We start from the raw sequence: 26114 nt of genomic DNA, 5'->3' as shown, positions 1-26114 counted from the left end.
GGTCGGGAGCAGTCGTCTGTAACAAAATGAACTGATGGGTGCTAGTAATAAAAACCTTCAGGGCCAACAAATGCCTCTGAGACCATCCAAGGAGAGCGTTGTCTAGTTTTTTATCTCTTATGTGGGTCGAGAGTTGCCGATACATATGGCGGAGCCGCGGTAAATAAAACAAATACCGACCAATAAAATAAAAGGAGTAACCAATAATTGTTCTTTGCGGCAAAGAAGTCTACCACAGATATTAATAATAACGAAAAATAAATAAATGAAAACGAAACCACGGCTGACAATTGATGCGAGGACAGAAAAAGGGTAATGCTTTTCCTGTATCTCTTCAAAAAGGAAAATCGCCGATATTTTATTATTTTCGGCATAATATACCACCATGAAAACAGTAAAAAGAACCACGCTACATAGCTAAGAGTTGAAATATCTATGCTTTCTTTTGTAAAGAGACCTTCTACATACCGAGTAATAAATCCTGGAATTTCTGTATCCGTGGTGAGGACCCAAAATAAGAACAAGAAAAACAATGCAATAGATGTTGCAAATGATGCGGAAAAGATTATTAAGGAAAGTTTTGATATCGGTTTTTTATTGTTTTTATCCACATATATAAGGATAAAAGTATAAAGGACGGAATTGTTATCGCTATTAAAATGTAGTCTATGATAACAATATAATGTTTCCCTATCACGATGCCGTGACTCCTGTTGTTGGGTGGCCTGCTTGGAGTGTACTCTAGGATGAAGCTTTTTAGCAATCAGTCGGCTTTATCCTTCAAATGGCCATCGCAATTTTAGATGACTAGAGATTCAAGTTGGTAGGATGGTTTAAGGAGGCCATGTTGATAAGAATATCGTACATACGGTAACACCAAGCTTGTCCTTGGAAGATTGGATGAAACCATGAAGGTTATAAAGGAAGCTATTGTTAGTCTGGCTGGCCGCCTGTGAAACTAGGGTAAAACGTCCTTTCATGGTAAGTGCTTAGCAGAAATTAGATAGAACAATTAATTTCTCCTGATGACTATCCTTATCGAGCCAATATGCATCCCAAGCGGACGTCTGCTTCCAGTCTGCTGCCGACCATCAGGGCTCAACGGCGACAGGGCAGCGTTTGCTGTCATTCAAAGCTTAGCAGGCAACAGCTACTCGCTATAGTGACGTTTTTATAATATAGAAAGACATACGCGTTGATGCACCTTTGCAGGGTAGGAAATGCCCCCGAAAGCGTCCAATTGCTCATGGTTCAGAAAATATTGTTTTATATTGCTCGTATCGCTTTCAGATATTGATATCATGGCGTACTATTAGAGAGTTGCTTAACAATAAATTGTTTTATAGAGACAAGCGAAGGCAACAGTATTATTGCAACGTAGGCGGCCATAAATAAATAACCAATTGGGGCTTCTGTTGGCATGTCAAACAAACTAATAATTGATTCTGCAGCGCTCCACGCCAATGCAACTCTAACCGTTATTTCAATAGACGAAAAAATAAATTTTTGATATATGTAGTCGGAAATAAAAAATCTATAAACCTGAGCAAATGACAACACTATCCCCAAAATAAATAGCGCTACAACCGCATACCCTATGTGGTAAATGTAAACATAAAGATCAAGATCAGATAAAAATTTACTTGGTTTTTTGGGGTCGTAATTTATTAAAGTCTCCCCCTTAATCAGCGCCGTCCACTGAACACTAGATTCACTATTTGAATACGGGTTGCTTATAATTGGAATTTTGTGTCCAGCATCCAAAAGGACAGTCACAGAAAAACTATCTTTTGGGTTAAGCAATGTTGGTGGTATTTCTGCTTCGTATTTATTTTTTACCACCGGTGTAATTGGTGGTCTGTTTTCTTCTGTATTAGCAGTAACATTAATAAGTTGTCGCCCACCAAGAGCGGTTATCTTAATAGGTTTGTAAAAATCTTTTGGTGTTATTATTCTAGGCGACAGATTTTGTATGGTGTATACCAAAAGTTGAACGTGAGAAGGGTTTAATTTTTTATCCATGAATTCTAATTTTAGATGCTTGCTTAATTCCGGGCTCAAATCGGCGGAAGGGAAAACAGATGTTGCCAGCAATGGTCGCACAACTAGGTCTCCTGTTAGCTGTGCATTGCTTGAGTAATATAATGGATAAATAGCGCCAATTGCTGTTATTATTGACGCAGCAAAAGTCCATAAATTTTGATTTGAAAAAATTCTATAAATAAGCGTTTTGGCCATTTTATCCATCGATGATTTATGTGGTTAGCTGTTGAGTTATGTTTCAATTTAGCATCCTCAGGTTCGGTTCACCAAACATGAGGTAAGTCATGATTTATTCAATACTGAAGCGCGACTTATTACTTTAGAAAATTTGTATATTTCTGTCTCGTATTGTCTCGTCCTTTGCGAACAGCCAGCGCGTAACAGATTGATTGCGCTCGTGTCGCACAGGTAGCCTGGCATGCCGACATCAGACCAATCGCAGAGACTGCCTAGCCCGGTATTCGTCGCCTGCTGCCACGCGGGCGGACTGGCACTATGTTCACCCATCTTACTCGCAGCCATGTTCGCGAAATTATAAGACAACCTCGACAGTCATGCATCCCCAAGGTCCTCGCTCCTAGAGCACCCATTGGCCCGGCATCCCCGCGATCCAGCGTCTGCTTCCAGTCTTGACCCGCCCTGCAGGCTGCCCCTGAGCACCACCCATCATCCTCGTCGAAGGGTAATCCAACTCAACGTCCGCTACCAGTCTGCTGCCGACCATTAGTACCCAACGACGGCATGCAGCAGGAGCAGGCGTTCGGAGGCAGCACTTCCGGTGTCCAGAAAACAGTAGGCTTGACGAACTCCTGCCCAAGTCCATGTCACTTAGAAATCATCAGCAGCCTCACGCGCGTGATCTATTAACTCCTCAGCGATAGCCTTGACCTGATGTGCTGATACTTTACGACTAGGTACAGGCCTCTGTGCTTCCTTCAGCGTCTCAACAGTTCCTGTTTCATCGCTGACAGCCTCCTGCATGTATCGCTGGTGATCGGTTGCTGCTTTAATCGCCTCAGCTCGCGCCATGTCACCGGCTGCAACTAATTCAGCCGCATTTTTGGCAATTTCCGGTGAGATTTTTTCGCGAAAATCTTCTTCTGCATCTCTTACTGCTTCATTGGAACCGTGCCCCATGTGTAACCCCCTGTGTGCTCGACCTGCGAAAATGCTTCATGATGTGAGTGCGGTCAGTAATACTGATGGCGTTGGGAGCGTTGGGAGCGTTGGGAGCGTTGGGAGCGTTGGGAGCGTTGGGAGACTTTTTGGTCACGTAGCGTGAGGGGCGGTAGTCACAGCCCATCATTTATTAGAGAAGCCAGATGCCTCAATCCAACGTCCGCTTGCAGTCTGGACCGGCCCTTCAACAGAAAATCTCTACAGGAAGCCTTTGACAGGGGTTGAAAAGCCCGTTGATGATCAGGAAGTGCAACTTCGCCATCATGTCACCCAATTCTCGACGACCAGTCCTGCACCGACATAGAGATCGAAATCGGCCGTGTTGTTGGTCACCAGCGTAACTCCCAGCGATAAAGCATGCGCGGCAATCATGCGGTCAAAGCTGCTCTTTCTGGCTGGGAACTGCCGGGAGAGCTTTCCGAAGAGGTCCGCTGCATCCACGTTAAAATCCTTGACGATCAGCCTGCTCAAGAGCGTGGCCATTTCGAACTGGTTGTTATGCACGTCCAGGCCACAGCACAATTCAGCCCAGGTGATCGAACTGATCCCAATTTCACCGGGCTTGCAGGCCGCGAACCGCCGGATGACTGATGCGGGCTGCTCCTTCATGAGGTAGATGCAAATATTGGTGTCCAGCAAGTAGCGCAGTATCACCAAGATCTTTCCGTCTCGACAAACTCTGGGCGCTCGCCGGTGTGCTGTGGGCGCAGCGCAGCGAACAGCGCCGGAAGCGATTCGAGCGAATCTTCTTCAGGCTCCACGATGAGCCTGTTTCCCTCTCGAATCACGACCAATTTGGTCTGCTTCGGGAATGCCATACTCACAGGGATGCGGACGGCAGGTGAATTACCTGCCATGAATTGGCTGGTATGAAAGACTTTGCGCATGACTGTCTCCAGAGGTAATAACGTGACGTTAGCACGCCGATGGGGCCGACGCAATGGCATGCCACGTTTTCTCAAAAACGGCCGGTTGCGAGACGATTGCTAGGCATGAGCCCGATTCCTGGCTGGGTTTCATGTTCTGACCTCCTGGCAGCCCGTCGGTGGTGTCTCACGAACGCAAACGCGAGTTTGCGGTGTCGTACTGAAGACGGCAGTAGGTCTCCCGGAGTCGGTTTGCAGGAGCAGACTTCAAACCGCTAAGTGCTGCTCAGGAGACGGCGGTCTGCCCCGCAGGGGGTGAACCTGCAATCACGCGCCAACAGTCCAGAGCGTCAGAAAGCAGCGTGCGCTCGGCATCATTGCGTTGGATGAAAACGCCACGGACCATTTCTGAATCAGTGATCTTTGACCACGATTCAGCATCGCGCTTAGTGCGGAAGGTTTTCGTCTGGGAGGGGAACTCGCGTTTACGGATGATGGCTTGCCAGCCGATCACGTTGTTGTCTTGATCTACTCTTGGGTTAATCGTTGCCATGCTGCCACCTCACGCTGCACCCGTATATCTGTAACTGAGTGCAGCATAATTGCAGCGTTTAATCAAGTTAACCGTGCATAATTTGCTAACTTGTTGTTTTATTTGGCGTCCCCATGGGGGTTCGAACCCCAGTTACCGCCGTGAAAGGGCGGTGTCCTAGGCCGCTAGACGATGGGGACCTGGACAGCGCTGAGAATCCTACACAGAACGGGCGCATGGGGCAAGTGTTGTTTTGCGGAGTCTGCCGATGTCCATGCGTAGCTCAGTGGGGCCTCTTCAGGTAGACTAAATCTCTCGCAACTCAAGAATCCAGGATGAAGGGACTTATGGACGAACAAGAAGCAGTTTTTATGATTGAGCGCATTTATGTGAAGGACATCTCTTTTGAGTCGCCCAATGCGCCGCTCAGTTTTGTGCAGACTGAGGCACCGACGGTGGACGTCGGCCTGAACACCACCAGCAATGCGGTGGAAGGTATGGATGGCCTTACCGAGGTGACGCTGACCGTGACAGTCAAGGCCAAGGCGGGCGAAAGCACCTACTTTGCGGTGGAGGTCCAGCAGTCTGGTCTGTTCCGTATGCAGAATATTCCGGAAGAGCACCTGCCCGCCCTGGTCGCCGTGCACTGCCCGACGATACTGTTCCCCTACGCGCGGGAAGTGGTGGCGGATATGGTGGGCCGCGGCGGCTTCCAGCCCCTGCACCTGCATCCGGTCAATTTCGAGGCCCTGTATCAGCAGGCACAGGTCCAGCAACAGAACTACACGACGCAATAAACCATGCGTTGGGCGGTGCTGGGAGCCGGTCACTGGGGGACAGCCCTGGCGGTTTATCTGCTCCGGCAGGGGCATGCCGTGCAGCTCTGGGGGCGGTGCGCCAATCGTCTGCCTTGCCAGACTAGTCGCGCGGATTTGTTTCCCATATTTCCGCAGTGCGCGCGCCCTGAAGGGCTGCGCTGTACTGTGGACCTCACCGCTGCGGTGCGAGACAGTGAGGGTATAGTGCTCGCCATACCCAGCCATGCCTTGCGCGGTCTGATGGCGAATCTGCGTTCCTGTCTGCCACCTGCTACGTTGCTGGTCCTCGCCAGTAAAGGGCTGGAGACGCGGACGGCTTTGCGCCTTGATCAGGTATTGCAGGAAACTGTGCCAGATGTGCCGCTGGTGGTGCTCTCTGGCCCGAGTTTTGCCCACGACTTGATCCTGGAAAAACCATTGGCGATGACGGCGGCGTCCACCGATCTGACCCACGCCCAGCGGGTGGCCGAGGCCTTTGGCAGTGCGCAGATGCGGGTCTACACCAGTGATGATGTGGCGGGTGTCTGTCTGGGTGGGGCGATCAAAAATGTACTGGCGATTGCTGCGGGTATTTCTGATGGATTGGGGAATGGCGACAGTGCGCGTGCCGCGCTCATCACCCGCGGGATGGCAGAATTGCATCGCCTGGGAACGGCGCTGGGGGGGCGAACCGAGACCTTCATGGGCTTGGCGGGTGCGGGTGACTTGATCCTCACCGCGAGCAGCGACTTGTCGCGGAACCGGCGGGTGGGAATAGGCCTGGGCCGTGGCTTGAGTCTGGAAGCAGTGCTGCGCGAGATTGGTGAAGAGGCCGAGGGGGTGTGTACGGCGCAAGCCTTGTTCCAGCTTGCACAGCGTCTGGGCGTGGATATGCCGATCACCGAGCAGGTATATCGCGTACTTTTTGACGGCACGGCGCCGCGCGCTGCGAGCGATGTGTTGATGCGCCGCGCCCTGCGTTCCGAATTGCACATGTCATCCGATGTCACGCTTTCCTCTGGTGAGCCGTGATGAGCCGACGCAGGATGGGACCGTGGGTTTGCAAGACTTGCAGAATGGGCCTGGGATCGTTACATTGCCGCCAGATGACAGGGTGTTTTGCACACCCGGACAAATAGAATAAGGAGTTTGGATGTCACCAGACAGGACCGCATGTTGACGGCGGCGCTGGAGCAGGCTTTGGCGTACCAGGCACAGAGTCTCCAGGCCGTTTCGCGGACTTTTGCCCTGACGATTCCCCAGTTGCCGGAAGCCTTGCGGAAAGCGGTCGGTAATGGCTACCTGTTGTGCCGAATCGCCGATACCATAGAAGACGATCCGGATTTGCCATGGGAAAAGAAGGTCTACTGGCAGGCGGAGTTCCTCGCGGTGGTGGAGGGTGCGGGCGATGCTGCCGCTTTTGCCGCTGCATTCGGTGCATGTCTGTCGGCAGCGATGCCCGAAGCTGAGCACGATCTGATTCGCCACACCCCTGAGGTCGTTGCCATCACCCACAGCCTGAGCCCCACGCAGCGGGCTGCATTGTCCCGCTGCGTGCGGATCATGGGCAGGGGGATGGCGGAATTTCAGCAACATGCTTCCCTGCAGGGACTTGCCAACATGGCGGCGATGGACCGCTACTGCTATGTAGTCGCGGGCGTTGTCGGCGAAATGCTCACCAGCCTCTTTGTGGAGTATGAGCCGCGACTGGCGCATCATGCTGCGGAGATGCAGCGGCTCGCGGTGTCTTTTGGGCAAGGTCTACAGATGACCAATATCCTCAAGGATATCTGGGATGACTGGCAGCGCGGCGTGAGTTGGATGCCACGCGCACTGTTCCAGCATCATGGTTGCGATATTGCCGCGGTGCAACCCGGCAGCCGTGATCCGGGTTTTGCAGCGGGTCTCAGTGAACTGCTGGGCAATGCCGCCGGGCATTTGCAGGATGCGCTGCGTTATACATTACTGATTCCGGCCGAGCAGACGGGGATGCGCGATTTTTGCCTCTGGGCTATTGCCATGGCGGTATTGACCCTGCGGCGGATTTCCGAAAATCCTGCTTTTGCTTCCGGGAGCGAAGTAAAAATCAGTCGGAGCATTGTGCATCGGGTGGTATTCCTGTCGCGCCTGCTGCATCGTTCCGACGCGCTCCTGCAACTGAGCTTTCGGGTGGGTGTCAAACCGCTGGCGCAGTCTCCTGCTGCAGGGCGACCATGAATCGTATCCTGCAACCCGTGCGCTACAGTTCGAGCATTTTTCGCGCGTCGCTGGATCGGGTGATAGCTGAGGCGCGCACCGCGCTCGGTAATCTGCAAGCGGAAGATGGTCACTGGTGCTTCGAGTTTGAAGCCGATTGCACTATCCCTGCCGAATATATTCTGATGCAGCACTACATGGACGAGCGCGATACGTCTCTGGAGGCCAAGATGGCCGTCTATCTGCGCAATAAACAGGCGGATCACGGCGGCTGGCCTCTCTATTACGGAGGCCGTTTTGACCTGAGCGCTTCGGTAAAGGCCTATTATGCACTGAAGCTGGCCGGGGATGCTCCGGAGCTACCACATATGCGGCGCGCCCGTGAGGCGATCCTGGCGCATGGTGGCGCGGAACACGCCAATGTGTTCACGCGCATTACCCTGGCACTCTTTGCCCAGGTGCCGTGGCGGGCCGTGCCTTTTATTCCGGTGGAAATCATGCTGTTGCCGCGCTGGTTTCCCTTTCAAATTTATAAAGTGGCGTCATGGTCGCGCACGGTGATGGTGCCGCTGTTTATTTTGTGCAGCCTCAAGGCGCGTGCCAAAAACCCCTTGCAGGTGCATATCCGCGAACTGTTCCGGCGGCCGCCGGAGCAGATTGCGGACTATTTCAGCCATGCCCGGCAGGGGATTGTGGCGCATCTCTTTCTGTCTCTGGACCGATTTTGGCGGTTGATGGAGGACTGGATACCCCGGAGTATCCGGCGCAGTGCCCTGAAGAAGGCGGAGGTGTGGTTTACAGCGCGGATTAACGGGGAAGATGGCCTGAATGGTATTTTCCCGGCCATGGTGAACGCCCACGAGGCTTTGGAGTTGCTCGGTTATTCGTCCGACCATATCTATCGCCAGCAAACGGGGGCAGCCCTGCGCAAATTGGTGGTGGAGCGGGCGACCGACGCCTACTGTCAACCCTGTGTGTCACCCGTCTGGGACACCTGTCTCGCGCTCCATGCGCTGCTGGAGCAGGATGGCGAGGTGTCTCCGGCGGTACAAAGCGGTATTCAATGGCTCAAGGACCGGCAAATTGGTACTGAACCCGGCGACTGGCAGGAGCAGCGGCCCAATTTGGCGGGCGGCGGTTGGGCCTTTCAGTATGCTAATCCTTATTATCCGGATCTGGATGACACGGCGGCGGTAGGTTGGGCACTGGCGCGGGCCGGGCGTGCAGAAGATCGTGAAAGTATCGAAAGGGCGGCAAACTGGCTGGCTGGTATGCAATCCAGAAACGGCGGATTCGGGGCTTATGACGTCGATAATACCCACTATTACCTCAACGAAATCCCTTTTGCCGATCACAAGGCCTTGCTGGACCCACCGACGGCCGATGTCACCGGGCGCGTGGTGGCTTTCCTGGCGCATTTGGCGCGGCCACGGGACCGGGATATTTTGCGGCGTGCCGTGGCTTACCTGTTGCGTGAACAGGAGTCATCCGGGGCTTGGCTGGGGCGCTGGGGGACCAATTACGTCTACGGGACCTGGTCCGTGCTCATGGCGCTGGCTGAGTTGGATGATTCTTCCCTGCAACCCGCTATGGAGCGCGCAGCATACTGGTTGCGCGCGGTACAGCAGAGCGACGGTGGTTGGGGTGAAAGCAATGACTCCTATGGCGACCCTGGTCTCGCCGGCATGGGCCAGACTTCTACCGCAGCGCAGACGGCCTGGGCATGTCTCGGTCTGATGGCGGCGGGAGACCGGGATAGTGTCGCTTTGCATCGCGGTATAGCCTGGTTACAGGCACACCAGGAAGGGGATGGGTGCTGGCAGGACCCCTTTTTTAACGCACCGGGATTCCCCAAGGTTTTTTACCTGATTTATCACGGTTATAGCCGATACTTCCCGCTCTGGGCGATGGCCCGTTACCGGAATCTGGGATGTCTTGCCCGCGCGTAGGGGTGGTGGTGGCTCTGGACGCGGAGGCGCGTGTTCTTCATGCGGGCGCACTGTCGCACGATGCAGTGATAGAAATAGGTGAGCGGCTATTGCTGTGTGTTTCTGGCATGGGGCCTGAGCGGGCGACGTCCGCGGTGTGTAAACTGATTGCTGCGGGTGTTGAAGGGGTGGTTTCCTGGGGCACCGCAGGCGCCCTGCAGCCGGCGCGGAAGCCTGGGGACTTGCTGTTGCCGGAAACCGTGTTCTGGTCAGGGCAGGCCTGGGCGGTGAATCTGACCTGGCGCACGTCCGTGGAGAAATCGCTGACTCTTCCCGTTCACGGTGGAGGTCTGCTCTCGGTAGATTCCCCTTGCAGCGCCGTGGCCACGAAATCCGCATTTCTGATGGACTACCCATCGGCACAAAGTGTGGATATGGAGAGTGGTGCCATTGCCGCGGCCGCCCATGCGGCAGACCAACCCTTTATCGTCATTCGCAGTGTTGTGGACCCAGCGGATCAGTCACTGCCGACGGTGGCTACGGGGAGTGTCGATGCTTATGGACGCCCGCAGGCGCTCAGGTTCATGCGCGGATTATTGCGTCATCCTGCTGAGTTGCCTGCTTTGATACGTTTGGGTGGGCAGATGCAGAAGGCACTGAACACTTTGCGCGCCGTTGTGCCAGGTATTCAGGCGGGAAGAGTCGCATGAAAGCGCTGCTGACTGGAGCATCGGGTTTCGTCGGCGGTGCGGTGTTACGTCGCCTGCTGGCCGAAGGTCTGGAAGTGCGGGTGTTGCACCGGGCGAGTGCTGATCCGAGCAACTGGGAAGGCCTGAACGTGGAGTTGGCTGTCGGCGATCTTACGGATGGTCCGGCTCTGGACTGCGCTGTAGCAGGCTGTCAGGCGGTCTTTCACGTCGCCGCGGATTATCGGCTCTGGGTGACCGAACCACGTGCCATGTACGCCGCCAATGTGGGCGGCAGCGAACGCCTGATACGCGCGGCACTCAATGCCGGAGTGAAGCGCATCGTCTATACCAGCAGCGTTGCCGTGCTCGGCCACTACGCCGATGGTCGGGAAGCGGATGAAGAAACTCCTTCGCGTTTGGAAGATATGATCGGTCACTATAAGCGCTCCAAATATCTTGCTGAAGAGGCACTGCGTGCCCTTTGCCAGGATGAAGGCGCGCCCATCGTCATCGTCAATCCCTCCACGCCCATAGGCCCGGCGGATCGCAAGCCGACCCCCACCGGGCGGATGGTGCGCGATGCTGCGGCGGGCCGCATGCCGGCTTATGTCGATACCGGCCTGAACGTGGTGCATGTGGATGATGTGGCCACGGGCCACTGGCAGGCCTTTACGGATGGCGAGGTGGGGGAACGCTACATTCTCGGTGGTGACAATCTCCCGCTGGCGGCGATCCTCACTCGTATTGCCGGTCTGACCGGGCATCGTTCGCCGTGGCTGCGTATCCCACGCCGCTTGCTTTATCCCCTAGCCTGGGGGGCAGAAGGCGTGGCGCGGCTGCGTGGCAGGGGGACACCGCTGGTGACGGTGGACGAACTGCGCATGGCCGCCCATAAAATGTATTTTTCGTCTGCCAAAGCGGAACGGGTCCTGCATTACACCCATCGTCCTGCGGAGGAGTCCTTGCGGGATGCGGTACAATGGTTTGCTGAGCATCACTACTTATAGCGTGTCTGTCGGTCTGCCGGACCCCGCTTGGGGGCGTTTATGTTCTGGTGGATAGGCGGCTTTGCGGCGTTGATCTCTCTGGTCGCCGTAATTTATGCGTTGCTGACGCTCTGGGCGGTCGGACGCTGGCATCCGGTGTTGCCGGAGCGTGATGCTGCTGCGACGGAAGATATCTTGTGCGACTGGCCCGCCGTCAGTGTGCTCAAACCCCTGCATGGTGATGAGGGGGATCTCTACAACGCTCTGCACAGTTTTTGCGCACAGGACTATCCGGCATTCGAAATTGTTTTTGGCGTGCAGCGCCCGACCGATCCGGCTATCGCAGTGGTGCAACGTCTGCAAGCCGAGTTTCCGGCCTTGTCACTATACTGGGTGTGTACAGAAGCGCGTGTCGGCAGTAATCCCAAGGTCAATAATCTGGTGGGCATCCTCGCCGACTGTCGTTATGATACTTTGGTGATCAGTGACGCGGACATTGCCGTCGGTCCCCGTTATCTGCGCCAGATTTGCGCGCCTCTGCAAAATAAGGATGTGGGCGTGGTCACCTGCCTCTACCGGGCCCGGCCAGCGGCTACCTTCTGGTCGCGGGTATTGGCCAGCCAGGTGAACAGCCTTTTTCTGCCTTCGGTGCTGGTGGCGGCGCGCCTGGGTCCAAATATCTTCTGTGGCGGGGCGACCATGGCCCTGCGGCGTGGGATGTTGGAGGCCTTTGGCGGCCTGCCCAGATTAGCGAATCAACTGGCGGATGATTACTGGCTCGGTGCCTACAGCCGCCAGTTGGGGCAACACACCCTGTTGGCGGATTACGTGGTCGACACCGAGGTTCAAGAGGCCGGTTTTCGGTCATTTTATCAGCATGCCTTGCGCTGGTCGCGCACCACGCGATCGGTACAGCCGTTGGGGCACGCGTTCTCCTTTTTGAGTTATCCGCTGCCACTGGTGCTTCTGCTGGCACCTTGGATGGGCTTGTGGGGCGGGCTGCCTCTGGGTGTGGTTCTCCTCTTGCGCCTCGTGTACCATAGGCAAATTATGCACAAGCTCAGTACGGGTGACTCCTTCGGAGTGGCCCTGTTGGGAGATTTCCTGGGTCTGTGGATTTGGTTTCACGCCCTTTTCGCGCGGCACGTCGCCTGGCGAGGGTCGCAATTTGCCATCGGCGCCGACGGGCGGATGGGTGGCCATGACGGAGCAAAACAATGACGATGAAAACCCTTTTCTTGCAAGCGCCTTCTTTTGAGGGATTCGACGGTGGTGCCGGCTCGCGCTATCAGGCCAAGCGGGAAATTCGCTCTTTCTGGTTCCCCACCTGGCTGGCCCAGCCCGCCGCCATGATCCCCGGCAGTCGTTTGCTGGACGCCCCTCCAGGGGATGTCAGTGTTGAAGAAACCCTGCAGGTGGCGGCCGCGTATGATCTCTGCATTATCCACACCAGCACGCCGTCTTTCCCTTCGGATGTGCGCATGGCCGAGTTGCTCAAGGAGCACTACCCTGGGATGCTGATTGGCATGGTCGGCGCCAAGGTGGCCGTAGAGCCGGAAGAATCCCTGCAAGCCTCCACCGCGGTCGATTTTGTCGCCCGCGAAGAGTTTGACTACACTCTCAAGGAAGTGGCGGAAGGGCGGCCCCTCAGTGAAGTGGACGGCATCACCTATCGCTCCGGCAATGGTCAGATCGTCCATAATTCCGATCGTGCCATGATTGAAGACATGGATGCTTTGCCCTTCGTCTCCGAAGTGTACAAGCGCGACCTGCACATTGAAGACTATTTCATTGGCTATCTGAAGCACCCCTATATTTCTTTTTATACCGGGCGCGGTTGCCGTTCGCAGTGCACCTTCTGCCTTTGGCCGCAGACTGTCGGCGGGCATCGCTATCGCACCCGCAGCGCCGCCAGCGTCATTGACGAGGTGTGCTATATTCAAAAGAACTTTCCGCAGGTCAAGGAAATCTTCTTCGACGACGACACTTTTACCGATGATCGTCCCCGTGCCGAAGAGATTGCCCGCGGTCTCGGCAAGCTCGGCGTGACCTGGTCCTGCAATGCCAAGGCCAATGTGCCCTATGAAACCCTCAAGGTACTGCATGAGAATGGCCTGCGCCTGTTGCTGGTGGGCTATGAGTCTGGCGACCAGCAGATCCTCAACAACATCAAGAAGGGCCTCAAGGTCGAGGCGGCGCGTAAATTTACCGCCGACTGCCACAAATTGGGGATTGTGATTCACGGCACCTTCATCCTCGGTTTGCCAGGCGAGACCAAGGAGACCATTCAAAAGACCATCGATTTCGCCAAGGAAATCAATCCGCATACTATTCAAGTATCGCTGGCGGCGCCCTATCCGGGCACTTTCCTGTATAATCAGGCGAAGCAGGAAGGTTGGTTGACGGATGAAGACGAAGCCCATCTGGTCAACGACCGTGGCGTACAGATCAGTCCCATGAGTTACCCGCATCTCAACCACACGGAAATCTTCGACTCCGTAGAGGTGATGTACAAGCGCTTCTACTTCCGTGCTGGCAAGATTGCCGAAATCACGGGGGAGATGCTCAAGAGCACGCAAATGATGAAACGTCGTCTGCGCGAGGGTGTTGAATTCGTCCGCTTCCTCCGACAGCGCCACGGCTGAAGTGGGGCAGGTCGGCGGTCGGCGGGTCATCTTCAACGCCGACGACTTTGGCTTGGATGTGGCGGTGAATGAGGCGGTGGAGTCAGCGCATCGTGATGGTGTGCTGACTACCGCCAGTCTCATGGTGGCTGCACCAGCGGCTGAGGATGCTGTCGCCCGTGCCAGAGAACTGCCACGCCTGGGCGTAGGCCTGCATCTCACCCTGGTAGATGGCGCACCGCTGCTCCCCGTAGAGCAGGTACCTGATTTAGTCGATAAGCAGGGGCGTTTTGCCGCTGATCTCTGGCTACGTGGGGTGCGCTATTTCTTTTTGCCCCAGGTTAGAAAACAACTGGCGGCCGAAATCCGTGCCCAGTTTGCGGCTTTTGCGGCGACCGGTTTAGAACTGGATCATGCCAATGCCCACAAACACCTGCATTTGCACCCCACAGTACTCACGCTGATGCTGGATATCGGGGAGGAGTTTGGTTTGCGGGCGGTGCGTTTGCCTTGGGAACCTCTGGGGGCGGCGCGTTGTGGCGGTGCCCAGGGTTTGGCGCCGGCACTCTGGTCTTTCTTTCTACGCCCCTGGCTGGCGCGCATGCGTCGCCAACTGGACCGTCGCCGAATCAGTCACAATGATCTGCTCTATGGTCTGGATGCCACCGGCCATATGGACGAAGCGCGACTGCTTCGGATGCTCGGCTGTCTGCGAGCGACGGAGGTTACGGAAATATATTTCCATCCGGCAACGGCGCAGACTGTAGCATTACACGCCCTTATGCCAGAGTATGAGCAGCACGCCGAGTGGGTGGCCCTGATGAGCCCCAGCGTAAAAAATTATTTGCGCGATCAAGACATCGCGAAGGGTACCTTTAGTGATTTTGCCATCCGTTGATCGTTTTTTGCAGCGCACCGGGGTATTTGTCTCCCAGAGTTTAGTGGCTTTGGTGGACCTCTCGGTGCGGCGTGCTGCCTGGATGCTGGCGGCCATTGCGCTGGCTACGCTTCTCGCTCTGGTCTATTCGGTTGGTCATTTTTCTGTAGATACCGATACCAGCCACGCCTTGTCGCGTGATTTGCCTTTTCAGCAGCGCGAAGTGGCTTATCAGAAGGCGTTCCCTCAGGATAAAAACACGATTGTGGTCGTCCTGCAGGGCGATAACCGGACTCTTACGGATACGACGGTGGATCGTCTGAGTGCCTGGCTGCGTGCCCGGCCACAGTCTTTCCATGATGTGTATGTGCCTGGCGGCGGCGTTTTTTTTCAGCGTAACGGTCTCCTGTACCTCTCCCCCAAAGAATTGCAGGCTTTCGCTAACCGCATTACGGATGCCCAGCCCCTCATCGCCAGACTCTCTGCTGAGCCCAGCCTGGATGGCCTCAGTGGTTTGTTAAGTATGGCGATCGATCAACGCTTGACGAATGGCGTGCATCTGCCTGGATTAACGGCTATTTTTTCCGCCATGAATAAGGCGGTCGTCGCGCAGATGCGGGGTAAGTCCTATGAAATCCCCTGGGGTGAACTCATGGGGGGGGATCTGGCCCAAATGGGCCCAGCGCAACGCTTCGTTATTATTCAGCCGGCACTAAATTATAAGTCTCTGGAGCCTGCCGCTGCGGCTATACATACCTTGCGTGCTGGCCTCGCTGCGCTCCACCTGAACGCTGCCCACGGGGTCGATGTTGGGGTGACCGGTAGCGCGGTACTGGATGCGGAACAATTGAAAACGGTGAGTCAGGGGGCTACGGTTTCTTTGGCGCTGACCATCAGTCTTGAAATTATTTTGCTGATCATCGCATTGCGCTCATTGCGTCTGGTTTCCGGTGTGCTGATTGGGTTGATCGCGGGCATGATTTTAACCACGGCCTGGGCGCTACTTTTTATCGGTCCCTTCAATTTGATTTCAGTGGCCTTTGCTATTCTCTTCATTGGGCTGGGCGTTGATTTTGGCATTCAGTTCTGCCTACGCTACCGGGAAGAGGTTTTTAACGGCGCAGCCCACCGACAGGCCATGCAGCGGGTGACACAAGGTATGGGCGGCGCCTTAAGTCTTGCCGCCGTTGCGGCTGCTTTCAGTTTTTATGCCTTTGTGCCAACCAGCTATGCGGGTATCGTCGATCTCGGACTGATATCCGGCACCAGTATGCTCGTTGCTCTCCTCATGACACTCACCTTCCTGCCCGCTTTTTTGACCCTATGGCCTATGGTGATCACGGGTACAAGACTGACCTACTACCCGCATCTGCGCCAAATCCCTACCCTCGTGCGTCACCCCATCCACCGTTATGCCTACTATGTACTGGGCGGTGTGACCCTGCTGGCGATGGTATCCGTGCCGCTGGCGTTGCGTACTTCCTTTGATTTTAATCCGCTGCATATGATCGACAGCCATGCCGAGGGGGTACGTGTTTTTGAGAGGCTCCTCGCTGATCCGCAGACGGCGCCGTACCGCATCGAAGTTCTCACCTCGGATATTCCCGCGGCGCAGGCCGTTGCCACCCGGGTGGAACGGTTACCTACGGTGGCGCAGGCCCTGACGATCTCCAGCTATATCCCGGAGCGGCAGTCCGAGAAGTTGGCCATTTTGCAGAATCTGCAGATTTTGGTGCCACCCTTTTCGCTGTTGATGCCCGCCAGTTTGCAGCCGCCGCCCCCAGATACCGCCAAAAATCTTGCGGATCTCGTAACCCGGTTGCGATATCTCGCGCAAAAAGATGGCGAGGGAACACCGGACGGACAGGTGGCTGCGGTGCTGGCTGATCATCTGGCGCAATTTTTAGCAAAGGATGGTGCTGACGGTAAAGCAATCGCGGATCTGCAAACGCGGGTGATGGGGACCTTGCCCAGTGAGTTGCAACGACTTGGCATGGCCCTGTCCGCGGCACCGGTAACCTTGCAGACCCTACCGAAATCCCTGCGGGATCGTTATGTGGCGGCCTCAGGCCAGGCACGCGTGGAGATTTTCCCTAAAGCCAATCTGAGCAGTAATCAGGCGATGACGACCTTTGTGCAAAGTGTGCTGAAAGTGGAACCGAATGCCGTAGGTACATCGGTGATGCTGGTTCAGGGTGGGGAAGCGGTGCTTGGGGCTTTTCAGGAGGCTACTTATATTGCGCTGATCGCTATCAGCCTGCTGCTCCTCCTGGCTTTGCGCAGCTACCGGGACGTTTTGCTGGTCATGATCCCGCTGCTGCTGGCGGCATTGTTTACGGTAGCTGCCATGCGTTTGTTTGGGTTGAGCTTCAATCTGGGCAACATCATCGTTCTGCCGCTGCTCATCGGCCTCGGCGTGGCCTTTGCCATTTACATTGTGGTGCGCTGGCGCAACGGGGTGGATGTGGCGCATTTGCTCGGCACATCCACGCCCATGGCGGTCCTTTTTAGTGGGCTTACGACCCTCAGCGCCTTTGGTAGTATGGCGGTTTCCCGTGATCCCGGTATGGCCAGTCTCGGCGAGGCACTGAGCCTCGCGCTGGCCATTGTGTTGCTGTGCATTCTGATTGTACTTCCGGCTCTGCTGCTGCTCTTCACCCAGTCACCCCGCGAAGACGGTATCGCGCAGGATGAAGGCCGCTAATTTGTTAAAACAGAAAGGTAATCTCCTGTTTCTGGCGGCTGGTCTGCTCGGCCTGGGCTTGTCTGTCTTCCTGATCGTGCAGGCCGGCGTTTCCGGCATTGTGAAATTGTTGGCGGTAGCCGGCTGGGGCCTGCTTTGGCTTCTCCCCTTTCACCTGCTGCCGCAGGCTCTGGATGTGCTGAGCTGGAAGTGGCTGCTGCGCGGTGAAGCGCGCGCGCGCTACTGGTTTTTACTATGGGTCGCGCTGGTCCGCGAGGCGGTCAACGGTCTCCTGCCTGTGGCACGGGTGGGCGGTGAGATGCTTGGTGTACGTCTATTGACTCGCTATGGCGTGCCCGGTTATATCGCCGGGGCTAGTGTCATGGTCGAAGTCACTTTGACCTTGTTGAGCCAGTTTGCTTTCACGCTCGCGGGACTCCTGGTGCTCAGTTACGAGGTAAGTGATCGTCATCTGCAACTGGAGGTGGTGTTTCTTTTGGCGCTGGTGTTGCCGCTGTTGGTGGTCTTTGTCTGGATGCAGCGGCACTGGGGTTTGTTCACTATTCTTCAGATGCTGATGAAAAAGCTCCTGGGTGGCAAGGACCTGCTCGCGCTCATAGGCGATCCGCAATATCTGGATGCCGAAATTCGCAGGCTCTATGCCCGCCGCTGGGGCCTGCTTCCGGCCAATTTCTGGCAACTGGCGAGTCTGTTGGCAGGCACCGCGGAGGTCTGGTTTACCTTCTGGCTGCTTGGGCATCCTATTCCCTCCTGGGCGGCGCTGCTCATGGAAAGCCTGGGACAAGCCCTGCGCAGCATGGCCTTTCTGGTGCCCGGGGGGCTGGGGGTACAAGAGGGCGGCTTTATCCTTTTCGGCAGCGCTATCGGCGTGGGTCCCGACCTGGCGTTGGCTTTTTCGCTGGCACGGCGTTTCCGTGAAATCGTGCTGGGCATCCCGGTACTCTTGTCGTGGCAGGTATTAGAGGGCCATCATGTACACCTTCAGTGGCGGCACAGACATGCGAATGAGGAGAGCATTTCATGATCGCCATGTCTTTGGATATAGGTTCCGATTTCCACCTTCGTTCTAAAGGTAGGTGATCTTGTCCCACATACGCTTTGGTATGTTATACTGGCCACAAGGTGTTGTTCATTACTTACATGCTGCGTTGCAGCGAGGCGAGGGTATTTTATCATGGGCGTTCCTTTAATTCAGAGCTATCGGGTAGGACGCTACATCCTTACGCAGAAATTGCGGGGGCGTAAGCGTTATCCCCTGGTGCTGATGCTGGAGCCATTGTTCCGCTGCAACCTCGCTTGCGCGGGCTGCGGCAAAATTGATTACCCCGATGAAACGCTCGACAAACGCCTCTCTGTCGAGGAATGCATTGGCGCCGCCGAGGAATGTGGCGCGCCTATTATTTCCATCGCCGGTGGCGAGCCGCTGATTCACAAGGATATGCCCGCTGTCGTAGGGGGGCTCGTCGCGCGCAAGCGCTTTGTTTATCTTTGTACCAACGCACTGCTCCTCAAAAAACGTATGGACGACTATCAGCCATCCCCGTACCTGACCTTCTCGGTGCATCTGGATGGCAACGAACATCGTCATGATGATTCGGTGTGTCAGCCCGGCACCTACCAGCGGGCGGCAGCGGCGATCCGCGAAGCGGTGGAAAAAGGCTTCCGGGTCACGGTCAACTGCACCCTCTTCCAGGGCGAAGGTGCTGAAGAAGTAGCGAGCTTCCTGGATGATTGCAAGGCCTTGGGTGTCGAGGGCGTGACCATCTCGCCGGGGTTCAATTACGAGCGGGCACCGCAGCAGGAGGTGTTTATCCAGCGACGTGCCTCACGCCAGCTTTTTCGCGATATCTTCCGTATTGGCAAGGAGCGCAAGGCAAACTGGACGTTCAATCAATCCAGCCTGTTTTTAGATTTTCTGGCAGGTAATCAGAATTATCAGTGCACCCCTTGGGGCAACCCCACACGCAACATTTTTGGTTGGCAGAAGCCGTGTTATCTGCTGGTCAGCGAGGGTTATGCGCAGAGCTTCAATGAGTTGATGGAGACGACGCCCTGGGATAAATACGGCGTGGGGGTGAATGGGAAATGTGACCAATGTCAGGTGCACTCTGGTTTTGAACCGACGGCCGTCAATGATACCTTCACCCATCCGCTGCGAGCCTTGAAAGTAGCGTTGCGCGGTCCGCGTACGGAGGGGCCGATGGCGCCAGACATGCCGGTGTCACCGCCTCCTCAGAGTCCCAGTCACCCGGTCTTTCCATTGCGCGTCGAACGTTGAGTTAATTCCGATTCGGGATGGATCTGGAGGAATTATGCTGAAAAAATCCGTAATAACGCTGTTGGCCTGTGCAGTGACGGGTATCACCCCAGCGCTCTCTGCAGCAGCGCTGGCTGCGCCAACGGCATCCACATCTACAACGTCAACGGCCAAGACGATTGTTGCGAATACGCCGGAAGCAACCATCACTGCGTTGGACGCTGTTCTCATCAAATCCATGCAGGGTGGAAGCCGATTGGGTTACAGTGGTCGTTACCGCATTGTCGCTCCAGTGGTGCAGAGCGCTTTTGATTATCCGCAAATCGCCAGCCTGACGCTGGGGGCCTATTGGGAAAAACTCAGTCCAGAACAGCAAAAAGAGTTTGTTGAAGTGCTTGCTGATTTCACTGCAGCCACTTATGCCGCGCGTTTCGACAGCTACAACGGGGAGCGTTTTGCTATCATGAGGAGCGAAACCTTGCATCCCGGTACGGAGGGGGTGTTCAGTACCTTTACAGAGCATAATGGCAAGGTGCATCGCTTTGATTATATTCTGCAGAAGCAAGGGGATCAGTGGCGCATCGTGAATGTCTTCGCCGACGGGATCAGCGATCTTGCCCTGAAGCGTGCGGAATATACCGAAACCATGCAGAAAAAGGGTTTTGCCGCGCTGGTTGCGCATCTGAAAGCACAAATCGCCGGGTACGCCAAAGGCTCCCAATGACGCGATCAGGTGTGTATTTATCAGGAGTGATGCTGGCCCTTGGAATGTTGACCTTGTCGGGATGTGCCACGGTAAATGGGCCTCAGAGCGCTGCGGAATCGCCCGCAGACCCGCTGGCGGCCATCAACAGGCCGATGTTTCACCTGAACATGGGTCTTTATGATTATGTGCTGGAGCCGCTAGCCACCGGATATAAAACAGTGACCCCGGATTTCGTTCGCGAGGGGGTCAGCAATGTATTCGCCAATGTGGATATGCCCTATATTTTTATCAATGATTTTCTGCAGGGGCGTGGTCAACAGGGGATGGAAGATCTGAGCCGATTCCTCGTCAATTCCGTGTTTGGTCTGGGCGGACTGTTCAATGTGGCGAACCGTCTGGATCTGCCCAACCACGAGAACAGCTTGGGGGTAACGCTGGGTGTCTGGGGGGTTCCGCAGGGACCCTATCTGGTGCTGCCGTTTTATGGGCCCAGCTCACTACGCAGTTTGCCCGGTCTGGCGATGACGATTTTTACCGGGCCGGCATATTATCTGACCAGTACCCCGGCTCAGTGGGCCTTGACGGGTATGGGAGTCATCAACAAGGGCTATGTCGAAGGGCCCAACATCCGGATGGTCCAGGATGCCGTTAATCCTTACGTGTTTATGCGTAATGCCTGGGAACAGCATGAGCAGTATCTGATTTCTGGAGGGGCTGTCAGTAAAAACCAGTTGCTGGAGGGCCTGCAACTGCCGCCACCGGTGGCCAGCACACCAGATCAAGCCACCCAGAGTCACGAGAGCAAAAAAGGAAATCCATAATCATGGCCTTCGATCACGATACCGTGCGGCGCACGGCACATCTGGCCCGTATTGCGCTGCCGCAGACAGAAATACCCGCAGTGGCGGATCAGTTAGAGCGTATCATGGCTCTGGTGGAAGAACTGCGTGCGATTGACACGAAGGGTGTCCCGACCATGGCTCATCCTCTGGATCTGGATCAGCCCTTGCGTCCAGACACTGTTGGTAATCATGATCAGCGTGAGCTGCTTATGGCCAGTGCTCCGGTGGCTGAACATGGGCTTTTTCTCGTCCCCAAAGTTATCGAGTAGGAGCTGCACTTGGAACTCCACGAATTCTCCCTGCGGGAACTCCGCCAGGGCCTGCAAGAGCGGGATTTTTCTTCCGTAGAATTGACCACGACGTTGCTAAAGCGGATCTCCGCCCTCAATCCGGCGCTGAATGCTTTTGTCTCGGTTACCGAGAGTAAAGCCCTCGCCGCCGCTGCGGCGGCGGATGCAAGACGTGCGGCTGGTGAGGATGGTCCCTTACTCGGCATTCCCATCGCCCATAAGGATATCTTCTGCACGGCGGGAGTACGCACCACGTGTGGTTCAAAAATGCTGGAGCATTTTGTCGCGCCCTACAACGCCACAGTGGTCGAGCGGCTGGCGGTAGAGGGCATGGTCGTGCTAGGTAAGCTGAATATGGATGAATTCGCCATGGGTTCTTCCAACGAGACCAGTTATTTTGGCCCGGTGCGCAATCCCTGGCATACTGGCATGGTGCCTGGTGGATCTTCTGGGGGCTCTGCTGCTGCGGTGGCGGCGGGTTTGATCCCCGCGGCGACGGGTACGGATACCGGGGGTTCTATCCGCCAGCCAGCCGCCCTCTGTGGCATCACGGGTATCAAGCCGACGTATGGCCGGGTCTCCCGTTACGGCATGATCGCCTTTGCCTCCAGCCTGGATCAGGGCGGTCCCATGGCGCGTAACGCCGAGGACTGTGCGCTGATGCTGAACGCGATGGCCGCGCATGACCCGCGTGATTCCACTAGTCACCCAGCCGCCGCCAGCGATTTTTTACGCGGCCTGGACCGTCCCTTGCAGGGTTTGCGGGTGGGGGTTCCGGAGGAGTTTTTCGGCGCCGGTCTCGACCCCGAGGTGGCAGCTGCCGTGCAGGCGGGTATTGCGGAGCTCGCCCGGCAGGGCGCCACGGTGCAGTCGATTCGTCTGCCCAACAATCCCCATGCGGTGAGCACGTACTATGTCCTGGCGCCAGCGGAGGCCTCCAGTAATCTGGCCCGTTTTGATGGCGTGCGCTACACCCACCGGGCGGCGAACCCGGCCGATTTGACTGATTTGTACCAGCAGAGCCGGTATGAGGGTTTTGGTGCGGAGGTGCGGCGACGGATTCTGGTGGGTACCTACGTGCTCTCTGCGGGTTACTATGAAGCCTATTATCGCAAGGCCCAGCAGGTGCGCAGCCTGATTCGCGAGGACTTCCGGCGGGCGTTTGCGGAAGTGGACGTGATCGTCGGGCCGACCACCCCGACCCCGGCCTTTCCGCTGGGGGCCAAAAACGCGGATCCGGTGGCCATGTATCTGGCGGATATCTATACCATCGCGGTGAATCTGGCGGGCATTCCCGCGCTCAGCGTTCCCTGTGGCTTCACTGCGGCCGGGTTACCTGTCGGTATGCAGTTGATGGGGGATTACTTCGCCGACGATCTATTGCTCAATGTGGCCCATCGCTATCAGCAGGAAACCCAATGGCATCGCGCGCGTCCGTCCTTGCAGGCGGGGGAGGCTTGAGTATGGACTGGGAAGTTGTCATTGGCCTGGAAGTCCATGCCCAGCTCAATACCGCCACCAAAATATTTTGCGGCTGTCCGACCGCTTTCGGGGCGGAGCCTAATAGTCACACCTGCCCGGTCTGTCTGGCTATGCCCGGCGCTCTGCCGGTCCTCAATGTGGCAGCAGTAGATAAGGCTATCGCCTTAGGGCTGGCGATTGGCGCGGAGCTGAACCGGCACAGTATTTTTGCCCGCAAGAACTACTTTTACCCCGATCTGCCGAAGGGCTATCAGATCAGCCAATACGAGTTGCCCGTCGTCGGCAAGGGGACGCTGACGGTGCAACTGGCTGACGGTGTGGAAAAGGGTGTGGGTGTCACCCGTGCTCACCTTGAAGAAGACGCCGGTAAATCGCTGCACGAGGCCTTTATCGGTCAGTCTGGCATCGACCTGAATCGCGCGGGTACGCCGCTGTTGGAAATTGTGTCGGAGCCGGATATGCGGTCGCCGGCTGAGGCGGTGGCGTACCTCAAGAAACTGCATGCCCTGGTGCGTTATCTGGATATTTGTGATGGCAACATGCAGGAAGGCTCCTTCCGATGTGACGCCAACGTTTCCCTGCGGCGGCCGGGCGCAGCATACGGGACCCGGGCAGAGATTAAAAATCTCAACTCCTTCCGTTTTCTGGAAAAGGCGATTGAATACGAGATCGTTCGCCAGCGCGATATTCTGGAGAGTGGTGGTCAGGTTGTGCAGGAAACACGTCTCTATGATGCCAATCGCGACGAAACCCGCTCCATGCGCAGCAAGGAGGAGGCCAACGACTACCGCTATTTTCCTGACCCCGACCTGCTCCCGTTGGTGCTGGACGAGTCGCGTATTGAGCGGATACGGGACATCCTTCCTGAGCTGCCCGATGCCAAGCGTACCCGTTTTATGAATCAGTACGCCCTGACAGCCTATGACGCTGGGGTGCTCACCGCAGGCCGGGTCTTGGCAGATTACTACGAGCAGGTGGCCGCCGGTGTGGATGGTAAGCTGGCGGCGAACTGGGTCATGGGCGATCTGCTCGGCGCCCTCAACAAGGCGGGTATTGAGATGGAGGACTGCCCGGTTTCTGCAGAAAAACTACGCCTGCTGGTTCAGCGTATTGCAGATCGGACGATCTCTGGCAAGATCGCCAAAGAAGTCTTTGAAGAGATTTTTTATCGCGGTGGCGAGGTGGATGCCATCATTGATGGTCGGGGTTTGCGGCAGATTACCGATGTGGCGGCTATTGCCGCAATGGTGGATGCCATTGTCACGGCCAATCCGCAACAGGCGGCCGACTTCCGCGCGGGGAAGGATAAACTGCTGGGCTTCTTCGTGGGTCAGGTGATGAAAGCTAGTCAGGGGAAGGCCAATCCTGATCAGGTAAACGCCATTTTGCTGGAGCGCTTGCGGAAGAGTTAGTAGGTGGGGAGCCTGGATCGGGCAAAGGGGGCATCCCAGTGGTTCCGGGGTGCCCCCTTTGTTGTTCGTTACGGAGATAGCCGATCAGGAGGCTGGAACCGTTGCGGGCACGTCCTTGATGAGTTTCAGGAAAGCAGCAAATGGACCCATGTTTTCCATGGCTTCTATTTTTGGACCCTTGAACTTCAAGTCACCCCACATCATGGCCATCATGGGCGAACCCATATGGTGCCAGTTATGGGTAGTAGCCCACATCTTGTAGTCGTAACTGTAGTTAAGTTTGGTGACTTTGATGGGGCCGCCGTAGATGCACTCGGCTTTGCCTCCCTTCAGAGCGATTTCGAGCTGTACAGGCGGAGTGGTTTTCATGTCGGAGTCGGAGAGTTCCATCACTTTGTAGCCTTTGCCACCATTGTTTTTGGCCCAGGAACCGGCCAGCTTTTTGGTCAATGTCGAGCTGTTGTTCCATGCTGTGCAGAGACTTTGCGCCCAGGCAGAGGACATGAAATCCGGAGCAGCGGCGGGAGCCTGGGCAGTGCTAATTGCTGCTGCAGTCGGGGCGTCCGCCGCCACAGCTATCGTCGACCCCGCTAAACCAAGCCCCAAGATGGCAGCTATTGTCATTTTTTTGAACATCGACTTCTCCTCCATATTGCTATCGCCGCGCTCCAGATGAGCGTAGGGGTAGTATAGCCTCTGGGGGCTGTTGTCAGCACCAAGGTATTTTTAATTGCTCGATAAATAAGAAGAAAATCATTATATAACATTTTAGAGAGGAGCGGTGTTGCGTCCATTCCCATCGGGCAGCACTTTCGTTAGACTAGCGGACCACGGAGGTGTGGCAGAGCGGTTGATTGCACCGGTCTTGTCCCCAAATCGAGCCCCTGCCGGGAAACGGGCAGGGTGGCAGGAATCAAATTCGGCGAATCCCCTGGTTTATCCGAGGTAACGCCGAGCCAAGCCGGAAAGGTTCCGGAAGGTGTAGAGATCAGACGGTTCCCACCTACAGCCTCACGGCCAGGGTGAAGGCATGATCCAGACTCCAAAAGGGCCCTTGTGGCCCTGTGGCGAAAGCCATAGCGGGTAAGGAAAACCGGCAGGGGTTAACGCCCCTCGTGAGTTCGAATCTCACCGCCTCCGCCACATAAAAGCAGTAAGATAATGATATTTAATTGCTTTATTTTTATATAATAGACAATGTCTGCCCTATTGTCTGCCCCGCTGATTTTGTGATGTGCGGAACGCTGGACCGGATTCTGGATCCGGATGTGAAGGCTATCCGTGAAACCAGAGGGCGTTGTCAGTCGCAGTTCGCCGCGATGATCGGGGTCAAGCTCAATATCTTGCAGAATTGGGAGCGGAAGCGGGTACGCCCTGCAGGGCCAGTCGGGGCGCTTATACAGATCGTGGCAACGGATTCTCATGCGGTGATTCGTGCCCTCTACATGGCCACGCAGCATGAAATTGGCTGCCCTCACCGAAATGTCCTATCTTGATTCTCAAAGATTGCCGGTCGGCGTCCAGCGAGATCAGGACGTTACGGATGCCAGGGAACGGTGCCGCCCAACTCTTTGATGCATAAATTCTGATTGACATTACGTGTTGCACTTCGGAATTGAAACCACTGTTATGGCATGTTGAATCTCCCGAATTGATGTTCCCGAAAAAGGTTTTTCTTGGCACCCTTTATGTACTCTATAAGAC

24 protein-coding genes and 1 tRNA gene are annotated in these 26114 nt (G+C 55.8%); 18 read left to right on the top strand and 7 right to left on the bottom strand.

Going from position 1 to position 26114, the window contains the following annotated elements; genetic code table 11:
• Positions 1–1299: 1299 nt before the first annotated feature.
• The 6 genes from M0P56_RS04555 to M0P56_RS04530 form a co-directional block, all read right to left on the bottom strand.
• Positions 1300–2247: a hypothetical protein gene (locus tag M0P56_RS04555; RefSeq protein ID WP_291508864.1), complete on the bottom strand. Its 948-nt coding sequence runs from the start codon at positions 2245–2247 to the stop codon at positions 1300–1302.
• Positions 2248–2871: 624 nt separating this feature from the next.
• Complete coding sequence (locus tag M0P56_RS04550) at positions 2872–3180, bottom strand: hypothetical protein (protein ID WP_291508863.1); 309 nt, start codon at positions 3178–3180, stop codon at positions 2872–2874.
• Between the two features lie 303 nt (positions 3181–3483).
• Entirely contained in the window at positions 3484–3876 is a 393-nt protein-coding gene (locus M0P56_RS04545; RefSeq protein WP_291509249.1) for a type II toxin-antitoxin system VapC family toxin, read from the bottom strand.
• Complete coding sequence (locus M0P56_RS04540) at positions 3873–4109, bottom strand: antitoxin (RefSeq protein ID WP_054608893.1); 237 nt, start codon at positions 4107–4109, stop codon at positions 3873–3875. The genes M0P56_RS04545 and M0P56_RS04540 overlap by 4 nt, the downstream gene beginning before the upstream one ends.
• A 265-nt stretch (positions 4110–4374) precedes the next feature.
• Entirely contained in the window at positions 4375–4641 is a 267-nt protein-coding gene (locus M0P56_RS04535) for a hypothetical protein (protein WP_291508862.1), read from the bottom strand.
• A 103-nt stretch (positions 4642–4744) separates the two neighbouring features.
• A tRNA-Glu gene (locus M0P56_RS04530) sits at positions 4745–4820 on the bottom strand.
• 147 nt (positions 4821–4967) lie between these two features.
• Between M0P56_RS04530 and secB the strand changes: the two genes are divergently transcribed.
• The 17 genes from secB to gatB all read left to right on the top strand — a co-directional run bounded on the left by secB (position 4968) and on the right by gatB (position 24410).
• A complete protein-coding gene (secB, locus tag M0P56_RS04525; protein WP_291508861.1) occupies positions 4968–5417 on the top strand; it encodes a protein-export chaperone SecB in 450 nt (149 codons plus the stop codon).
• Between the two features lie 3 nt (positions 5418–5420).
• The gene (locus M0P56_RS04520) at positions 5421–6449 is read left to right on the top strand and encodes an NAD(P)H-dependent glycerol-3-phosphate dehydrogenase (protein ID WP_291508860.1); all 1029 of its coding nucleotides are present in this window, start codon (positions 5421–5423) and stop codon (positions 6447–6449) included.
• Positions 6450–6566: 117 nt separating this feature from the next.
• Positions 6567–7634: a phytoene/squalene synthase family protein gene (locus M0P56_RS04515; RefSeq protein WP_291508859.1), complete on the top strand. Its 1068-nt coding sequence runs from the start codon at positions 6567–6569 to the stop codon at positions 7632–7634.
• On the top strand, positions 7631–9562 hold the full coding sequence (gene shc, locus M0P56_RS04510) for a squalene--hopene cyclase (protein WP_291508858.1): 1932 nt from the start codon (positions 7631–7633) through the stop codon (positions 9560–9562). Before M0P56_RS04515 ends, shc begins: the two co-directional genes overlap by 4 nt.
• Entirely contained in the window at positions 9544–10251 is a 708-nt protein-coding gene (locus tag M0P56_RS04505) for a nucleosidase (RefSeq protein WP_291508857.1), read from the top strand. Before shc ends, M0P56_RS04505 begins: the two co-directional genes overlap by 19 nt.
• Positions 10248–11237, top strand: a complete 990-nt coding sequence (gene hpnA, locus M0P56_RS04500; protein ID WP_291508856.1) for a hopanoid-associated sugar epimerase — start codon at positions 10248–10250, stop codon at positions 11235–11237. Before M0P56_RS04505 ends, hpnA begins: the two co-directional genes overlap by 4 nt.
• A gap of 39 nt (positions 11238–11276) precedes the next feature.
• The gene (gene hpnI, locus M0P56_RS04495) at positions 11277–12437 is read left to right on the top strand and encodes a bacteriohopanetetrol glucosamine biosynthesis glycosyltransferase HpnI (protein WP_291508855.1); all 1161 of its coding nucleotides are present in this window, start codon (positions 11277–11279) and stop codon (positions 12435–12437) included.
• Entirely contained in the window at positions 12434–13861 is a 1428-nt protein-coding gene (hpnJ, locus tag M0P56_RS04490) for a hopanoid biosynthesis associated radical SAM protein HpnJ (RefSeq protein WP_291508854.1), read from the top strand. The genes hpnI and hpnJ overlap by 4 nt, the downstream gene beginning before the upstream one ends.
• Positions 13824–14738 carry a hopanoid biosynthesis-associated protein HpnK gene (gene hpnK / locus M0P56_RS04485; RefSeq protein ID WP_291508853.1) on the top strand — a complete coding sequence of 305 codons (915 nt, stop codon included), beginning with the start codon at positions 13824–13826 and terminating at the stop codon, positions 14736–14738. Before hpnJ ends, hpnK begins: the two co-directional genes overlap by 38 nt.
• A complete protein-coding gene (locus M0P56_RS04480) occupies positions 14719–17421 on the top strand; it encodes an MMPL family transporter (RefSeq protein ID WP_291508852.1) in 2703 nt (900 codons plus the stop codon). Before hpnK ends, M0P56_RS04480 begins: the two co-directional genes overlap by 20 nt.
• A gap of 1 nt (position 17422) precedes the next feature.
• On the top strand, positions 17423–18445 hold the full coding sequence (locus tag M0P56_RS04475; RefSeq protein ID WP_291508851.1) for a lysylphosphatidylglycerol synthase domain-containing protein: 1023 nt from the start codon (positions 17423–17425) through the stop codon (positions 18443–18445).
• Positions 18446–18595: 150 nt separating this feature from the next.
• The gene (gene hpnH, locus M0P56_RS04470) at positions 18596–19699 is read left to right on the top strand and encodes an adenosyl-hopene transferase HpnH (protein ID WP_291508850.1); all 1104 of its coding nucleotides are present in this window, start codon (positions 18596–18598) and stop codon (positions 19697–19699) included.
• Positions 19700–19733: 34 nt separating this feature from the next.
• Complete coding sequence (locus M0P56_RS04465) at positions 19734–20402, top strand: HpnM family protein (protein ID WP_291508849.1); 669 nt, start codon at positions 19734–19736, stop codon at positions 20400–20402.
• Positions 20399–21205, top strand: coding sequence for a VacJ family lipoprotein (locus tag M0P56_RS04460; protein ID WP_291508848.1), 807 nt, complete (start codon positions 20399–20401; stop codon positions 21203–21205). The genes M0P56_RS04465 and M0P56_RS04460 overlap by 4 nt, the downstream gene beginning before the upstream one ends.
• A 2-nt stretch (positions 21206–21207) precedes the next feature.
• A complete protein-coding gene (gatC, locus tag M0P56_RS04455; protein WP_291508847.1) occupies positions 21208–21495 on the top strand; it encodes an Asp-tRNA(Asn)/Glu-tRNA(Gln) amidotransferase subunit GatC in 288 nt (95 codons plus the stop codon).
• Between the two features lie 9 nt (positions 21496–21504).
• Complete coding sequence (gatA, locus tag M0P56_RS04450; protein WP_291508846.1) at positions 21505–22977, top strand: Asp-tRNA(Asn)/Glu-tRNA(Gln) amidotransferase subunit GatA; 1473 nt, start codon at positions 21505–21507, stop codon at positions 22975–22977.
• Positions 22978–22979: 2 nt separating this feature from the next.
• Positions 22980–24410, top strand: coding sequence for an Asp-tRNA(Asn)/Glu-tRNA(Gln) amidotransferase subunit GatB (gatB, locus tag M0P56_RS04445; RefSeq protein ID WP_291508845.1), 1431 nt, complete (start codon positions 22980–22982; stop codon positions 24408–24410).
• Between the two features lie 84 nt (positions 24411–24494).
• On the opposite strand, the gene M0P56_RS04440 is transcribed toward gatB, so the two are convergent.
• Positions 24495–25046, bottom strand: coding sequence for an SCP2 sterol-binding domain-containing protein (locus M0P56_RS04440; RefSeq protein ID WP_291508844.1), 552 nt, complete (start codon positions 25044–25046; stop codon positions 24495–24497).
• 596 nt (positions 25047–25642) lie between these two features.
• Here M0P56_RS04440 and M0P56_RS04435 point away from each other — a divergent pair.
• The gene (locus M0P56_RS04435; protein ID WP_291508843.1) at positions 25643–25906 is read left to right on the top strand and encodes a hypothetical protein; all 264 of its coding nucleotides are present in this window, start codon (positions 25643–25645) and stop codon (positions 25904–25906) included.
• Positions 25907–26114: the final 208 nt, after the last annotated feature.

This window comes from Acidithiobacillus sp., assembly GCF_023229925.1.
Classification (GTDB): Bacteria; Pseudomonadota; Gammaproteobacteria; order Acidithiobacillales; family Acidithiobacillaceae; genus Acidithiobacillus.
This window is presented reverse-complemented; position numbering and strand designations above follow the sequence as displayed.

Bases quoted from the DNA above. Each gene is read 5' to 3' on its own strand.
- shc (WP_291508858.1), top strand. From the start codon at position 7,631: ATGAATCGTATCCTGCAACCCGTGCGCTACAGTTCGAGCATTTTTCGC.
- M0P56_RS04440 (WP_291508844.1), bottom strand. From the start codon at position 25,046: ATGTTCAAAAAAATGACAATAGCTGCCATCTTGGGGCTTGGTTTAGCG.
- M0P56_RS04550 (WP_291508863.1), bottom strand. From the start codon at position 3,180: ATGGGGCACGGTTCCAATGAAGCAGTAAGAGATGCAGAAGAAGATTTT.
- M0P56_RS04505 (WP_291508857.1), top strand. From the start codon at position 9,544: ATGTCTTGCCCGCGCGTAGGGGTGGTGGTGGCTCTGGACGCGGAGGCG.
- hpnH (WP_291508850.1), top strand. From the start codon at position 18,596: ATGGGCGTTCCTTTAATTCAGAGCTATCGGGTAGGACGCTACATCCTT.
- M0P56_RS04460 (WP_291508848.1), top strand. From the start codon at position 20,399: ATGACGCGATCAGGTGTGTATTTATCAGGAGTGATGCTGGCCCTTGGA.
- M0P56_RS04540 (WP_054608893.1), bottom strand. From the start codon at position 4,109: ATGCGCAAAGTCTTTCATACCAGCCAATTCATGGCAGGTAATTCACCT.
- hpnI (WP_291508855.1), top strand. From the start codon at position 11,277: ATGTTCTGGTGGATAGGCGGCTTTGCGGCGTTGATCTCTCTGGTCGCC.
- hpnJ (WP_291508854.1), top strand. From the start codon at position 12,434: ATGACGATGAAAACCCTTTTCTTGCAAGCGCCTTCTTTTGAGGGATTC.
- gatB (WP_291508845.1), top strand. From the start codon at position 22,980: ATGGACTGGGAAGTTGTCATTGGCCTGGAAGTCCATGCCCAGCTCAAT.
- M0P56_RS04555 (WP_291508864.1), bottom strand. From the start codon at position 2,247: ATGGATAAAATGGCCAAAACGCTTATTTATAGAATTTTTTCAAATCAA.
- M0P56_RS04435 (WP_291508843.1), top strand. From the start codon at position 25,643: ATGTGCGGAACGCTGGACCGGATTCTGGATCCGGATGTGAAGGCTATC.
- secB (WP_291508861.1), top strand. From the start codon at position 4,968: ATGGACGAACAAGAAGCAGTTTTTATGATTGAGCGCATTTATGTGAAG.
- M0P56_RS04520 (WP_291508860.1), top strand. From the start codon at position 5,421: ATGCGTTGGGCGGTGCTGGGAGCCGGTCACTGGGGGACAGCCCTGGCG.
- M0P56_RS04465 (WP_291508849.1), top strand. From the start codon at position 19,734: ATGCTGAAAAAATCCGTAATAACGCTGTTGGCCTGTGCAGTGACGGGT.
- hpnA (WP_291508856.1), top strand. From the start codon at position 10,248: ATGAAAGCGCTGCTGACTGGAGCATCGGGTTTCGTCGGCGGTGCGGTG.
- gatC (WP_291508847.1), top strand. From the start codon at position 21,208: ATGGCCTTCGATCACGATACCGTGCGGCGCACGGCACATCTGGCCCGT.
- M0P56_RS04535 (WP_291508862.1), bottom strand. From the start codon at position 4,641: ATGGCAACGATTAACCCAAGAGTAGATCAAGACAACAACGTGATCGGC.